At 63.0% G+C, this 14,748-nt stretch carries 9 protein-coding genes; 3 read left to right on the top strand and 6 right to left on the bottom strand.

All coding sequences use genetic code 11. The features are described 5' to 3' along the window. Positions 1–95: 95 nt before the first annotated feature. The 3 genes from P0D87_RS17025 to P0D87_RS17015 all read right to left on the bottom strand — a co-directional run bounded on the left by P0D87_RS17025 (position 96) and on the right by P0D87_RS17015 (position 6,942). On the bottom strand, positions 96–4,952 hold the full coding sequence (locus P0D87_RS17025; protein ID WP_053860077.1) for an NAD-glutamate dehydrogenase: 4,857 nt from the start codon (positions 4,950–4,952) through the stop codon (positions 96–98). A 179-nt stretch (positions 4,953–5,131) separates the two neighbouring features. After that, on the bottom strand, positions 5,132–5,911 hold the full coding sequence (locus P0D87_RS17020) for an alpha/beta fold hydrolase (protein ID WP_053860076.1): 780 nt from the start codon (positions 5,909–5,911) through the stop codon (positions 5,132–5,134). After that, positions 5,908–6,942 carry a M14 family zinc carboxypeptidase gene (locus P0D87_RS17015; RefSeq protein ID WP_053860075.1) on the bottom strand — a complete coding sequence of 345 codons (1,035 nt, stop codon included), beginning with the start codon at positions 6,940–6,942 and terminating at the stop codon, positions 5,908–5,910. The genes P0D87_RS17020 and P0D87_RS17015 overlap by 4 nt, the downstream gene beginning before the upstream one ends. 289 nt (positions 6,943–7,231) lie before the next feature. Between P0D87_RS17015 and P0D87_RS17010 the strand changes: the two genes are divergently transcribed. The 3 genes from P0D87_RS17010 to gabD all read left to right on the top strand — a co-directional run bounded on the left by P0D87_RS17010 (position 7,232) and on the right by gabD (position 10,987). After that, positions 7,232–8,068: an EamA family transporter gene (locus P0D87_RS17010; RefSeq protein ID WP_053860074.1), complete on the top strand. Its 837-nt coding sequence runs from the start codon at positions 7,232–7,234 to the stop codon at positions 8,066–8,068. Positions 8,069–8,224: 156 nt separating this feature from the next. Continuing rightward, a complete protein-coding gene (locus tag P0D87_RS17005) occupies positions 8,225–9,514 on the top strand; it encodes a 4-aminobutyrate--2-oxoglutarate transaminase (protein ID WP_029970101.1) in 1,290 nt (429 codons plus the stop codon). 12 nt (positions 9,515–9,526) lie between these two features. Beyond that, the gene (gene gabD, locus P0D87_RS17000; protein WP_053860073.1) at positions 9,527–10,987 is read left to right on the top strand and encodes an NADP-dependent succinate-semialdehyde dehydrogenase; all 1,461 of its coding nucleotides are present in this window, start codon (positions 9,527–9,529) and stop codon (positions 10,985–10,987) included. Between the two features lie 246 nt (positions 10,988–11,233). Here gabD and P0D87_RS16995 read toward each other — a convergent pair whose 3' ends face one another. The 3 genes from P0D87_RS16995 to P0D87_RS16985 all read right to left on the bottom strand — a co-directional run. Next, positions 11,234–12,406, bottom strand: a complete 1,173-nt coding sequence (locus P0D87_RS16995) for a WD40/YVTN/BNR-like repeat-containing protein (protein WP_053860819.1) — start codon at positions 12,404–12,406, stop codon at positions 11,234–11,236. 79 nt (positions 12,407–12,485) lie between these two features. Continuing rightward, entirely contained in the window at positions 12,486–13,367 is an 882-nt protein-coding gene (locus P0D87_RS16990) for a hypothetical protein (protein ID WP_053860072.1), read from the bottom strand. A 2-nt stretch (positions 13,368–13,369) separates the two neighbouring features. After that, positions 13,370–14,748, bottom strand: a 1,379-nt coding sequence (locus P0D87_RS16985) for a DUF2345 domain-containing protein (RefSeq protein ID WP_408636964.1), incomplete at its 5' end; no start/stop codon positions are given.

The following is a 14,748-nucleotide window of genomic DNA, read 5'->3' as shown; positions in this document are numbered from 1 at the left end:
TCCGGGAATGCGTATTATGGCCATGCCGCACAGCATGTCCAACAGCGGCGCGCCATGTGTTGCGCCGCGCCGTCAACGCACTCTCCACGCAACCCTCATGCCCTCTCGAGCGCGGCCATCTCGCGCACGATCACCAGCAGCATCGACAGACTCGCGCCCCCCGTGGCGCGCAGATCGGCAAGCAAACGCGCATAGCGTTCCAGTTGTGCGCCGCGCCTGTCGCGCCAGGCATGAACCAGCGTGTCGGGCGCGGCTGAGTCGTCTGCGCCGGCGAGCGCGCTCGTGGTGAGCGCGCGTTTGAGGCGCGCGAGTTCCGCCAATGCCGATGCGCGCGCGAGCATGTCCCAGTGCGACGGCGCGGGCAGCGCGGCCGCGCGTTCGCTGATCCAGTGGTAATTCAGCAGCGTGCCGAGCGCGAAATAAACGCCCGCCACGAGTTCGAGTTTGCGCTCGCACGTCGATGCGACTTCCGCAATGTCGAGCAGCGCAGCCGAGATTTCGCCACTGGCGATGCGTACCGCGAGGTCACTGTCGACGCCCGCATCCACCAGCACGCGTTGTCGTTCGGACAGCGCTTCGAGATCCGCGGCCGGCAACAGCGCGGGCCATTGCGGCGCGAGACGCTGCGCGGCGTCGCGGCAACGCGCGAGCAGATCCGTCACGTCGTCGCCATTCACTGCCGGCGACGACAGATGCCGCAAGAACCACAACGCCGAACGTTCGACGAGCCGCGCGACTTCGACGAACATGCGTGCCTGCACGTCGTCGGCGACGCGGTTATCGAGCGCGTCGATGCTGTGCCAGACGTGATCGAGGTCGAACACATCGCGCGCCATGATGCAGGCCCGCACGATGTCGCCAGGTCGCGCATCCGTCTCCTCCATCAGCCGGTGCACGAACTCGCAGCCGACGCGGTTCACGAGTGCGTTCGTGAGATGCGTCGCGAGGATCTCGCGACGCAGCGGATGCCGCTGCATCGGCTCGCTGAAACGCTGGCGCAAGGGCTTCGGAAAGTATTCGATCAGCATGTCGCTGACGAGCGGATCTTCCGGCACCGGCGAATCGAGCAGCGCGTCGTACAGCCACATCTTGCTGTACGCGAGCAGCACTGCGCGCTCCGGCGTGGTGAGTCCTTGTTTGGCGGCTTGCCGCTCGGCCACGTCTTCGTCGCTAGGAAGAAACTCGATCCCGCGATTCAGGCGGCCCGCGCGTTCGAGAAAACGCATGAGGCGAGCTTCCGCATCGAGCAGTTCGACGCCGAAACGGCCTGCAATCGACAGCGCCTGCGTCTGATAGTAGTTGTCCTTCAGCACGAGCAGGCCGACTTCGTCGGTCATTTCGGCGAGCAGCGCATTGCGCTGCTTGTCGGTCATCTCGCCGTCGGCCACGACCAGTCCGAGCAGGATCTTGATGTTGACCTCGTGGTCCGAGCAGTCGACACCAGCGGAGTTGTCGATTGCATCCGTATTGATGCGCCCGCCGCGCTGCGCGAATTCAATGCGGCCGAGTTGCGTGAGCCCGAGATTGCCGCCCTCGGCCACGACTTTGCAGCGCAATTCGGCGCCGTTGACGCGGATCGCATCGTTCGCGCGGTCGCCCACTTGCAGATGCGTTTCGCGCGTCGCCTTCACGTAGGTGCCGATGCCGCCGTTGTAAAGCAGATCGACGGGCGCCTGCAAAATCGCGCGCATCAGTTCGGCGGGCGACAACGCCGGCGCACTGATACCGAGCACCGACTGCACCGCGGGCGACAACGGAATCGTCTTGGCGGTGCGCGCAAATATGCCGCCGCCCGCTGAAATCAGCGAAGGATCGTAGTCGGCCCAACTCGAGCGGTCGAGAAGAAAGAGCCGCCCGCGCTCGGCAAGACTCGTCGCCGGATCGGGATTCGGGTCGAGGAAAATATGCCGATGATCGAACGCGGCCACGAGCCTGATATGCGGCGACAGCAGCATGCCGTTGCCGAACACGTCGCCCGACATATCGCCGATGCCGACCACCGTGAAGTCCATCGTTTGAGTATCGACGCCCATTTCGCGGAAGTGCCGCTTCACCGACTCCCACGCGCCACGCGCGGTAATCGCCATCTTCTTGTGGTCGTAGCCGACCGAACCGCCGGACGCGAATGCGTCGTCGAGCCAGAAGCCATATTCCTGCGAGATCGCGTTCGCGTAGTCGGAGAACGTGGCCGTGCCTTTGTCGGCGGCGACGACCAGATACGGGTCGTCGGGATCGTGCCGCACCACGTCGCGCGGCGGCACGACGGTTGTGCCCGCCAGGTTGTCGGTCAGATCGAGCAGGCCGCGCAGAAACGTTTGATAGCAGGCAATGCCTTCGCGCATCCAGGCATCGCGCTCGCTTTGCGGCGGCGGGTTCTTCACGACGAAGCCGCCCTTCGAGCCGACCGGCACGATCACGACGTTCTTCACCATCTGCGCCTTCATCAGACCCAGCACTTCCGTGCGGAAATCCTCGCGACGATCGGACCAGCGCAAGCCGCCGCGTGCGACACGTCCGCCGCGCAAATGCACGCCTTCAACTCGCGGCGAATAGACCCATATTTCGAACATCGGCTTGGGCTCGGGCAAGCCGGGCACTTGCGCGGGATTGAACTTGAACGACAGATACGGCTTGGGCTTGCCATCCGTATCGAACACGTAATAGTTGGTGCGCTGCGTCGCCTTGATGACGCCGAGAAACTGCCGCAGGATGCGGTCTTCGTCGAGATTCGGAACCTGATCGAGCGCGCCGTCGATCGTCTTCATCAAGTTCTCGATGCGCGCTTCACGCGTGCCGCCATGCGCCGGATCGAAGCGCGCGACAAACAATTCGACCAGCATTCGCGCGATCGCGGGATTGCCGGTCACCGCGCGCTCGATATACGCGTCGCTGAACGTGGAGCCGACCTGGCGCAGATACTTCGCATACGCGCGCAGTATCGTCACTTCGCGCGCGCTCAATTGCGCACGCAGAACGAGGCGGTTGAAGTCGTCGCTTTCTATCGCGCCGGTCCAGACCTGCTCGAACGCGTCTTCGAAAAGGTCCTTCACGCGCTCGATGTCGAACTCCGCGTCGTCGGCAAGTTCCAGGCCGAAGTCGTGAATCCATGCTGGCGTCGAGCCGAGCGCCTCGATCAGATACGGCCGCTCTTCATCGACGCGCACGCCGAGATGTTCGAGCATCGGCAAGCTGCGCGACAGCGCGATCGGCATGCCCGCGCGATACACCTTGAAGCGGAACGCGCGCGGCCCGGCTTCGATCGGACGATAGAGGTTCATCGCGAGCCGCTCGCTGCCCTGCACGCGTTCGATCAACTCGATGTCGCGTACTGCCGTGCGCGCGGCATAGTCGTCGCGATAGCCCGGCGGAAACGAATCCGCGTAGTGTTGCAACAGACGGTTGCCCTGCTCTTCGCCGAATGCGTCGAGCAGTGCATCGGCAAGATCGTCCTGCCAGCGGCGCGCGACCTGCACGAGGCGCGCTTCGAGTTCGCGCGTGTCGACACGCGGCATGCCGCCCGGCTTTGCATGAACCACGAAGTGAATCCGCGCGAGTGTCGATTCCGAAAGCAGCGGCGTGAATTCGACGCTGGCTCCGTTGAAGGCGTCGGCGAGCAGATTGGCGATACGTTGCCGCAAATCGGTGTTGTACTTGTCGCGCGGCACGAACACGAGGCACGACACGAAGCGGTCGAAGCGATCGCGCCGCACGAAAAGACGCGTGCGCTGATGTTCCTGCAAACGCAGTACACCGAGCGCGGTATCGTAGAGCTGGTTTTCGTCGGCCTGGAAGAGTTCGTCGCGCGGATAGGTTTCGAGCACCGTCACGAGCGATTTCGCGAGATGACCTTTTGGCAAGAATCCGGCGCGTCTCACGATATTTGCGCATTTGCGCCGCACGATAGGAATTTCCGCCGCCGACAAAAAATACGCGGTGGATGTGTAAAGCCCGATGAAGCGCCGCTCGCCGATCACCTTGCCGTCCGCGCCCGTCAGCTTGATGCCGACATAATCCAGATAGCCGGGCCGATGTACGGTCGCGCGCGAGTTGGCCTTGGTGAGAAAGATCGGCGACGCGCTTGAAATGATTTCGGCAGCGGCCGGAGGCAATACGGTCACTTCCGATGCGGCCGCCGCGCCGTCAGCGCTTGCGCGCAATTCGTCGCGCATGATGCCGAGGCCCGAGCCGGGCACCGCGCGCAAGCCGTAGTCTGTGCCCTGTTGCACCAGTTCATAGTCGCGCTGGCCGAGAAACGTGAAATGATCGGCGACCATCCATTCGAGGAACGCACGCGCTTCCATCGCATCCGGTCCGCTCTCGCCGACCTTCATGCCTTTGATCGTGACGCGCGCGAGCTCGACTATCTTCGGCCAGTCTTCCACCGCGGCGCGCACGTCGCGCAGCACTTTCGCGATGTCGTCGCGCAGCGCGTCGAGCTTTGCCGCGTCGCCGCAACGGTCCACTTCGAAGTGAATGAACGAGGCCAGTTGCGAGCGCGTGTCGGCGGCTTCTTCGGCGCCTTGCGTCACGCGCGCGATGTCGCCATCGGCGCCGCGCCAGATGCGAAACACCGGATGCACGACCGAATGCAGTGCAAGTCCCTGGCGGTTGACCGCCATCGAAACGGAGTCGACCAGGAACGGCATGTCGTCGTTGACGATCTCGATCACCGTGTGATCGGAATGCCAGCCATGCTGTTCGAGAATCGGGTTATAGACGCGCAGCCTTTCCTTGCCCGGCACGAAGCGCTGCGCGGTCTGCCAGTGCGCGAGCGCGGCGCCGTACAGATCGGGGATGGAGCGGCTTTGCAGATCGTCGGCGTCGACGAAATCGTAGTAGTGCCGCAAAAACGGTTCGACGATGTCAAACGCCGGCTCGGGCAAGCGCGCTCGTGCAAACTCGACGACATCGTTCAGCAAGTGCGTGACGGCTTCTTCGTTCTTTGCTTGCATGATGAACTCCCCCGGTTGGCGGCAATGTGGGAATTGCCCGGATCGGATGCATCGTCTGAGGAACGATTATGCACCTGCATGCAGCAGGGCGACCGGCGCCGCGAGTTAGGTTATACCCGCTGCCTCGGCTTATGCTGCAAGCGCGCAATTGCGGCTTAACGCGGCTGGCTTAGCGCGGCTTAACGCGTGGCCGTGCTCTCGACGGTTTCGTGGGCAAGCCATGCGCGAATTTGCTCGGCGACCCACGCGGGATCGTCGTGCGGCAGATCGTGACCGGCCCATGCATGCTCGCGATGCGGCGCGCCCCACGCCGCCGCGAGCCTTGCCGAACATGCGGGATCAACGAGCCGGTCGTCGCGCGACGACAGAAGCAGCAGCGGGCAAGCCGGTTTTGCCGCGTCCGCGGTAAAGCGCGCCGCCGCCCACAGTTGCCGCCATGCATTGCCGCGGCTCACCGGTGCGCTGCGGCGAATCGTGGCCCATGATTCAAGATCGGCCTGGAGCGTGTCGGCGTTATTGCACGTCAACCGATGAATAACAGTCTCGGCGCGCGTCGCGTCGTGCCAATGCGTAGCAACTGTCACGAGACGCGGCCACGCCGACGGACGCAGCCGCTCATGCACGCGGCTGAACGGACGCATGCTCGTGTTGATCAGCACGAGCCGCTCGATGTCATCGGCATGCCGCTGCGCCCAGGCGGTCGCGACCATGCCGCCGAGCGACATCGCCAGTATGTTGAACGGGCCCGTCGCGCCTCGTTGCCTCGCAGCCGCGCGCGCGAAGTCGACCATCGCGGCGACCGTCGACGGCGCACGCAAGTGCGCGAACTCGCCGTTGCCGGGCAGATCGAGCAGCAGTAGGCGCGCCGCACCGCCAGTGGCTTCGCGCAACACGTCGGGCAGGCGTCCCCAATGACGCGTCTCGCGTGTCAGGCCGCGCAGCAAAATCCACGTGCTCATGCCGTGTGCGCCTCGTACCAATGATCGATCGCGCTTTGCAGCAATTGCTCGCGGCGATTGCCTTGCGGCAGCCAGCGCTGCGACGAGAAAGCCGCGCGCGCCAGAAAATCCAGCAGGTTCGCGTGACGCCGCAACACGCGCGCCGTGCGATGCGCCTTCACCGGATTGAAGAAGCCCTGACGCGAAAACAATTGGCACGGGTTCTTCTTGATCCACAGCCATGAGCCGAGTTCGAGCGTCATCGGCAGAAAGACGTTGGGTGCGGGCGCGCGGTCGTACGCGAAGTCCCAAAGATCGCCGTGCAGCAGATATTGATGGCTTTGCGGCTCGAACGTGTAGCCATGATGCGGATGCGAGCGCTCGAACATCGTTTTCAGCACGTACATTTCCGGCAAATGCGGCATCAGCTTGCGAGTGCGTGCGTACGGAAACCAGATGCTGTCGCTCCAGCCGTAGCCCGAATGGCAATCGAGCGCGATGCTCAACGGCCGTGCCGCCAGTTCCGTTTCGACCACCTGAAGCAGCGCCGCGGCCTCGGCTTCCATAGGACCGCCGCGGCGTCCGCGATACCACGGCAGCCATGCGCCGACGCGCTGGCCGCCGGCGAGCAGCGGCACGCGTTCGTCGGCGTTTTGCGGCGCATTGCGCATCAGGTCGACGCCGTTCGGATTGGCGCGCGTGGCCGCCCACATCCCACCGGGATTGACGATCGGCATAAACACGAGGCGAATGGACTGCAGTTGGCGGACGAGCAGTTCGTCCCACTCGAGCCGCGCAAGCAGCGCGCGCATGTAGTCGAGCACGAGTTGCGAGCCGATTCGCTCGAGCCCATGAATGCCGCCGAAGAAGCCGATGGCCGGCGCCTGCGGATCGGTCGAGCCGATACTCGCGGTATGCACGCCGAAGCGCCGGCCGCGCACCGTCGTCTCGCAGACCGTGCGGATCGCGAAGCTCGCGCTGCCCTGATCGAGGATCGTCTTGAGATCTTCGTACTCCGCAAAGGTGTCGGGAAGGAAGCTCAAAGGCTGCATGTGGGCGTCGCGAGGAGTGCGGGAGGTCGGGGACGGCACGGCGAATGACGCAATATAGCCTGGCTGCAAGTCAGCCAGCATGACGGCTGAGCAGATGTGAAACGCCGTCACACGGACGTCATTTGGCCGTCATTCGCCCGTCATTTTCGGTGCCACAAATTTGCGATTTTCGCCCCATAAAGCCCCTTTGCTTTAGTCGCCCACTCATCGCGTCGCGCGTTCTGCTGGAATAATCACGGGCTTGCGGCCGGAGTCGGGCCAGCTAACCCTTGGCCCGTTCTCGCCTTCCATGGAAACCGTCGTCGTCCTGCTGGTCCTGCTGTCGGCGCTGCTCCACGCGACGTGGAATGCGTTCCTGCATCTGTCGGAAGACCGCATCTGGCTGCTCGGCATGATGGCGATTCCTTACCTCGCCGTGAGCGCGGTCGGCGTGATCGTCCTGCCGATGCCCGCGCCTGCCGCGTGGCCGTATATCTTCGCGTCGGTGGTGCTCGAGTTCGGCTATCTGCTCGCGTTGATCCGCGCTTATCGAAGCGGCGACTTCGGCCAGATCTATCCGATTGCGCGCGGCCTGTCGCCGATGCTGGTGTTCGTCGGCGCGCTCGTGTTCGCTCATGAATCGCTGAAACCGCTCGCGGCGATCGGCGTCGCGCTGGTGTCGTGCGGCATCGTTTCGCTCGCGTTTCGGCGCGGCATGCGCTTCTCCGGCGAGAGCGTGCCGTTCGCGCTGCTGACGGGCTTTTTCATCTCGACCTATTCGGTTGTCGACGGAATCGGCGCGCGCGTCGCGGGCAATGGCCTCAGTTACATCATGTGGGTCTATCTGATCTGGAACGTGCCGCAGTTTCTGCTCGCGTGGCATTGGCGCGGCGGGGCGAAGGGGCTGTTCATCGGCCGCGCGGTGGTGTTCAAGGGCATCGCGTCGGGCGCGCTCGCGTTGTCCGCGTATTGCCTGATCATCGAGGCTTACCGCTATCTGCCGATCGCGATGGTCTCCGCGCTGCGCGAATTGAGCTCGATCTTCGCGGTGCTGATCGGCTGGCTGTTCATGCGCGAGAAGCTGACCGCGCGGCGCATCGTGGCGTGCGCGCTTGTTACGCTCGGGGCAGTGCTGATTCGCATCTGACGCAAATCCGCCGCGCCCGGTGAATCCGCTCGCCGGCCAAATTGGCTCCTACATTTTTATAGAAATGGCTCTGAAGCTCAGAGCCAAATCTCACTATAGTCGCTGCATGTGCCGCGCCTTGCCGCGCGGCGTCCGCCGACAGCGAGGAGCCACGTGATGAACCTGAAGAACGCAGAACTGAAGAGCCGCAAGGACGCAGCCACGCCGCGCGGCGTCGGCGTAATGTGCGATTTTTACGCGGCGCGGGCCGAAAACGCGGAACTCTGGGACGTGGAAGGCCGCCGCTTCATCGACTTCGCCGCCGGAATCGCCGTGTGCAACACGGGCCATCGTCATCCGAAGATCGTGGCCGCGATTCGCGACCAGCTCGATCATTTCACGCACACCGCGTATCAGATCGTGCCCTACGCGTCGTATGTCGAGCTCGCGGAAAAGCTCAACGAGCGTGCGCCCGGCGATCATCCGAAGAAAACCGCTTTCTTCACGACCGGCGCCGAAGCCGTCGAAAACGCGATCAAGATCGCGCGCGCCGCGACCGGGCGTCCGGGCGTGATCGCCTTCACCGGCGGCTTTCACGGCCGCACGCTGATGGGCATGGCGCTGACCGGCAAGGTCGCGCCGTACAAGCTCGGCTTCGGGCCGTTCCCGTCGGACGTGTTCCATGCGCCGTTTCCGAATCCGTTGCATGGCGTGACCACCGCCGATTCGCTGAAGGCCATCGACTTTTTGTTCAAGGCCGACATCGATCCCAAGCGCGTGGCCGCGATCATCTTCGAACCGGTTCAGGGCGAAGGCGGCTTCTATCCCGCGCCGGCCGAGTTCGTGCGCGCGCTGCGCAAGCTGTGCAACGAGCACGGCATTCTGCTGATCGCCGATGAAGTGCAAACCGGCTTCGCGCGCACCGGCAAGCTGTTCGCGATGCATCACTACGACGTCGTGCCTGACCTGATGACGGTCGCAAAGAGCCTCGCGGGCGGCATGCCGCTGTCGGGCGTGATCGGCCGCGCCGACGTGATGGACGCCGCGGCGCCCGGCGGACTCGGCGGCACGTACGCGGGCAATCCGCTCGCGCTGGCGGCGGCGCATGCGGTGCTCGACATCATCGACGAAGAGAAGCTGTGCGAGCGCGCCGTCGTTCTCGGCGATCGCGTCAAGGCCAAGCTGATCGAACTGCAAAAAGATGCGCCGCAAATCGCCGATGTGCGTGGCCCTGGCGGCATGGTGGCCGTTGAGTTCTGCAAGCCGGGCAGCGTGGAGCCGGACGCGGACTTCACGAAGCGCGTGCAGGCGCGCGCGCTCGAACGCGGCCTGCTGCTGCTCGTGTGCGGCGTTTATTCAAACGTGGTGCGCTTCCTGTTTCCGTTGACGATTCAGGACGCCGTCTTCGACGAGGCGCTCGCCATTCTCGAGGACGTCATCAAGGACAGCGTTGCTGTCGCAGCCTGAGGAAATCGACCGATGACCACGCTAACTTTGAAAGACCCGTCCCTGCTGAAGACCACCGCGTACATTGCGGGCGAATGGCAAGGCGCCGACGACGGCGCGACCTTCGACGTCGTGAATCCCGCGACCGGCGAGGTAATCGCGACGGTTCCGCGCATGGGCGCGGCGGAAACGCGCCGCGCCATCGACTCGGCGAACGCCGCGTGGCCCGCATGGCGGGCAAGCACCGCGAAGCAACGCGCGGTGGTCCTGCGCAAATGGCACGACCTGATGCTGGAGAACGCCGACGACCTCGCGCTGATTCTCACCACCGAGCAAGGCAAGCCGCTTGCCGAGGCCAAGGGCGAGATCCAGTACGCCGCGTCGTTCCTCGAATGGTTCGCGGAAGAAGGCAAGCGCGTGAATGGCGACACGATTCCGACGCCCGCGAGCGACAAGCGCATTGTCGTGACGAAGGAACCGGTCGGCGTGTGCGCCGCCATCACGCCGTGGAATTTCCCGGCCGCGATGATTACGCGCAAGGTCGGCCCGGCGCTCGCGGCGGGCTGCCCGATCATCGTCAAACCGGCCGAAGCCACGCCGCTCTCGGCGCTTGCGCTCGCCGTGCTCGCGGAACGCGCGGGCGTGCCGCGCGGTGTGTTCAATGTGGTGACGGGCGAGCCGAAAGCGATCGGCGCGGAAATGACCGGCAATCCGATCGTGCGCAAGCTGTCGTTCACGGGCTCGACGCCGGTCGGGCGTCTCTTGATGGCGCAGTGCGCGCCGACGGTGAAGAAGGTATCGCTGGAACTGGGCGGCAACGCGCCGTTCATCGTTTTCGACGACGCCGATCTCGACGCCGCCGTGGCCGGCGCGATTGCGTCGAAGTATCGCAACAGCGGCCAGACCTGCGTGTGCACGAACCGCTTCTACGTGCACGACAAGGTCTACGATGCCTTCGCCGACAAATTGCGCGCCGCCGTCGAACAACTGCAGGTGGGCCGCGGCACCGAGGCGGGCGTCACGCAAGGTCCGCTGATCAACGAAGCGGCTGTGCTCAAGGTCGAATCGCATATCGAGGACGCGCTCGCCAAAGGCGCGCGCGTGCTCACGGGCGGCAAGCGTCATGCGCTCGGTCACGGCTTCTTCGAGCCGACCGTGCTCGCGGATGTCACGCCCGAGATGAAAGTGGCGCGCGACGAAACCTTCGGGCCGCTCGCGCCGCTGTTCCGTTTTTCATCGGACGACGAAGTAATCCGGCTCGCGAACGATACCGAGTTCGGTCTTGCGTCGTACTTTTATAGCCGCGACATCGGGCGCGTATGGCGCGTCGCGGAAGCGCTCGAGTACGGCATGGTGGGGATCAACACCGGACTGATTTCGAACGAAGTGGCGCCGTTTGGCGGCGTCAAGCAGTCGGGTCTGGGGCGCGAAGGCTCGCACTATGGCATCGACGATTATGTGGTCGTCAAGTATATGTGTGTGGGTGGGGTTTGAAGGGGGGACGGCAGGCTGAGGCGTGCCGTTCTCGGACTGCTGCTGACAAAGTATCTGCGAAGCCTGGCCATGCGCCGGGCTTTGTTGCTTGATAGCTGTCTCATGTTCAGAAGCCGACGCGCATGCAGTAGGTACAGGAGATAGTGATGGCCGATGAGTTTGTGTCAGGGGCAATATCAGTGGACGCGCGGTGACGGCGCACGGCCCGCGGGGTAGCAACCACCAGGCACAGAGCCACGCCGACGCCTACCAGATCCGCTTTTTCAGCGTATAGGCGTACAGGCCGTACTGTGTGTTTGTCGCAGCGTCAAAATAGACGCCCTGCGTAATGCCGTCGTTGGTCTCGGTCCAGGATTTGCCGTAGTCCCTGCTGGCAAGCGTAATGTCGCGCGGCGCGCCTTCCCCGGTGGCATCGGTCGCATACACGAGTAGTACGCCGCGCTTGCCCACGCTGAGTCCGTCCAGCATCAGGCGTGAATCGAAGGTATGGATCTGTTCGGCCGTCTGCTTGCCGCGATTGCCCCATGCCGATAGCGCGCCGGTCCGGTGGCCATTCTCGTTTGGGTTCTTGATGAAGTCTCTCGGCGGCCCAATCCGCGACAGCGCATAGACCGCATAGGCGTCATCGGGCAGCACCTGCTCGGTCTGGAGTGAAACGATTATCTGACCGGGAAGCTTCACGTCAGGCTCGAACGCGTCGCTATCCCAATTCAGCCGCTCCACCATGGCTTCAGCTTGCACATCCTCCATTTCTTGCGGCACGTAGTAGGCAACACGCAGCGTGCCGTCCGGACCCAGGTCCACGGCGTCAAACGTCTTTCGCGGCGCGTCGTCTTCCGTTGCGTGCAGCGAAACCGTAATTGCTTTCCACGTGCGCCCGCCATCCGCTGTGCGCCAGACGCGCGGTCCCCAGCCAACTGCGTACCCCCGGTCAGGATCCAGGAACAGTAGCTGGCCGATATTGCGGTTCTCCGGCCAGTCAAGCTGTGTCCAGTTCTTGCCGCCGTCGCGCGAGCGCCAGAGCTTCGTGATATGCGGTGACAGGTCATTCGTCGCCTCAGCAGCCTTGTAGTCCATCCAGTCCGTGCTGATGTACTGCGTGCTCCAGTCCTTCGAATACCACCAGGACGCGTCCTGTCCCGGCTGCAGGAAGTAGCGTCTCAGCCCTCCGTCGATCGTACCGCGGAAGAAACTAACGGTATTGCGGTTGAGGGTTTCCGCTGTGTTGTTCATCCAGGCTTCAGTAGGTTCCGCATATTCCGGATCTTTCCGCTGACTAACGGGCTTGAACGTAATTTCCGGATCAGCAATCTTGAGACTGATAACATCGTTGCCGTTTATCCGGGCATTGCCGCCCCCGTATGATTTGTCGTTCTTCATGAACGTCGTTGAAATGGTCTGCCAGCCTGGGTTCGTCATGCTGTGATATCCGTAAGTTGCGATGGCGGCCAGGAGAAGGCTGCCGAAAATGAATGTCCTGCGCCTGGGCATCCGCATGTCACTTCCCGCCCATCAGCCGCCCCAGCGCCTTGCTCACCGGGTCGTCAATATCGGCCTTCGTGGCATCCCATGCATCGCCGATGACCTTGCGTGCAACGACCTTGCCGCTGTCCCATACCTGCTCGTAAGTTCGCCAGTCGGCCCATTCTTCCAACGCGGGGCCGCCCGTGATCTTCGTCATGTCCGCAAGCTGCAAACCGGCCAGCCCGCCGTCAAGGTAGGCGAGCGGATGTGTCTTGAACGCGAAGCTCCTGAACATGTCACTGTCCAGTTCAAGCTTGTATCGAGGAGCCGCCATTGTGAAACTGCCGTTTCCCGGCTTTACACTGCGCATCTGGATTGCATTTCCCTGCATGTTTTGCGCAAGTCCTCTTTCCATGTTTCTTTGGAGGTAGAACCTCGCATTGTCTAGCCACTCCTGCCCATCTTTGGATAAGGTTGGCTTCAATTTCGCGCCATAGTTAGAACAGTAAAAGTAACCATAGCTGACGTAATAGCTGGGCGGCTTATGCCCGCAGCCGATGTGCCGCATCATGAAGTTGCTATGCCGGGACCAGTCGGAGGCCGTGCAGTCGGGCTGGATTAGCGTTTGCCGCTGGCGCAGCAGGCGTGCAGAAACTTCCTTGTCGGTCCACGGATTCCAGGACGTGGCAAACGCCTTCACCGTGGCCCAGGCACTGCCCGCAGTGACCTTCTCGACTGTCTCCGTGTATTCGCACTGCAACGGCCGGTAGTAGTACTCGCAATGCCCGATTATCGAATCCGCAGCAGGCGGTACATGATCGTCACAGACAGTACGCTCCACGCGAGCGCGCTTCGTGTATGACTTCAGTGTCATGTACGACTCTGCGTAGCCCACATCCTTCTCTTGATCTGCCATTTTTAGTTGCCCTTCAACCGGATCGAAACGCCTTGCGGTACATGACTCTGCGCCAGCGACGTTTCGCCATACTCATTGGTTGTACCTTCGGCAATCAGCTTGCCCTCGGAGAACATCTGATAACGTGTATTGGCGACCGGAACTTCGGAGCCCGCCCAATGCACGACGAAAGCCTCGTCGAACGTTCCGGTGGATTGCGGCAGTGCCGGAACCACGGTTGACAGTCTCTGCGCGCCTTTTTTCTGGATCGTGATGAACTTGAGGAAAAGATCGAGCGGCCCGCCCAGGGTGATGCTGCCGTCCTTCAACTGGATGAACGCGCCGCCTGACTCGAGCGTGAGTTCCTTCTTCGCACTGATGCGCACTGTGCCGTTGACGCTTGCCATCGTCAGGTCTTGTGCGGCGATCAGCGACATGGCATCGCTCTGTGCCTGCACTTCAATCGGGCCTTTGGCCGCAAAAATCTTGATGCCGAGCTTCTGCGCGAACAGTGAGATCTTCTCGCCCGCCGCAACCGTGAAGCGTTTCGCCACGCTCCAGTCGGCGTTCTTGCCGGCAACGGTTGAGATACTTTCCTGCGCCGCGAACTGCACGCCGTCGCCCGCGACGATAGCCATTGATGCAGGCGTGCTCATCAGCAGCCCCGGCTTCTTCAGGCCGTCGAAAGCCTCCTTCATCTGCTGCTGCGCGTCCGTGTCGGCAGGCTCGGCCTTTGCGCTGCTGGCGGACGCAGCGAGTGCCTTTGCAAGTTCCAGCGCGCTCTCAAGCTGCGCGAGGGTTTCCTGCATGTCGAGTTGCCTGCCGCTCGCGCCGGGGCGGTCATAAGTCGTGACCATGATGCCCTTGCCCGCGCGCAGCGCCCCCCAGCCCGATGACCTCAACTCATAGCCTTCGCCCCGATATTCGAGCTTGCTGTTGACCAGGTAACCCAGATTGAGTTGCGACTTGCCCGAATGCTCGGTGCTCAGCTTGATGCCTTCCTGACCTTCCCAGTCCTCCATGCGCAGCTTGTTGTTCGCCTGCGTGCGGATCACGTTGCGTGAGAGCCAGCGCCGGTCGTTCGTCACCAGGTCGCGCGCCTGGCTGTGATGGTGGAACGCGGTGATTTCGGGCTTGTTCGGGTCGCCGTCCCGGAAGGCAATCACGGCCTCGTCGTTGTCCAGCGCGACGAAGTGCATGCCGGTTTGCAGCTTGCCCGCGAACGGCTTTGCAAGCCGCAGCGGTACGCTCTCAGCACCCTTGGGCCAGTTGCCGAAATCCGCATCCAGACGGACGGTGTAATAGCCGGCGGCATTCAGATAGCCGTAGGTGTATTTGTCCGGGCTGCAGATACGGGCGCTGAGCGTGCCAGAAATGCGGGCCCATTTGTCGGGTTCGAGCG

The sequence above is a fragment of the Paraburkholderia sp. RL17-368-BIF-A genome (assembly GCF_046054045.1).
Classification (GTDB): domain Bacteria; phylum Pseudomonadota; class Gammaproteobacteria; order Burkholderiales; family Burkholderiaceae; genus Paraburkholderia; species Paraburkholderia graminis.
Note: the sequence above shows the minus strand (reverse complement) of the source record. Positions and strands in the feature narration are given on the sequence as shown.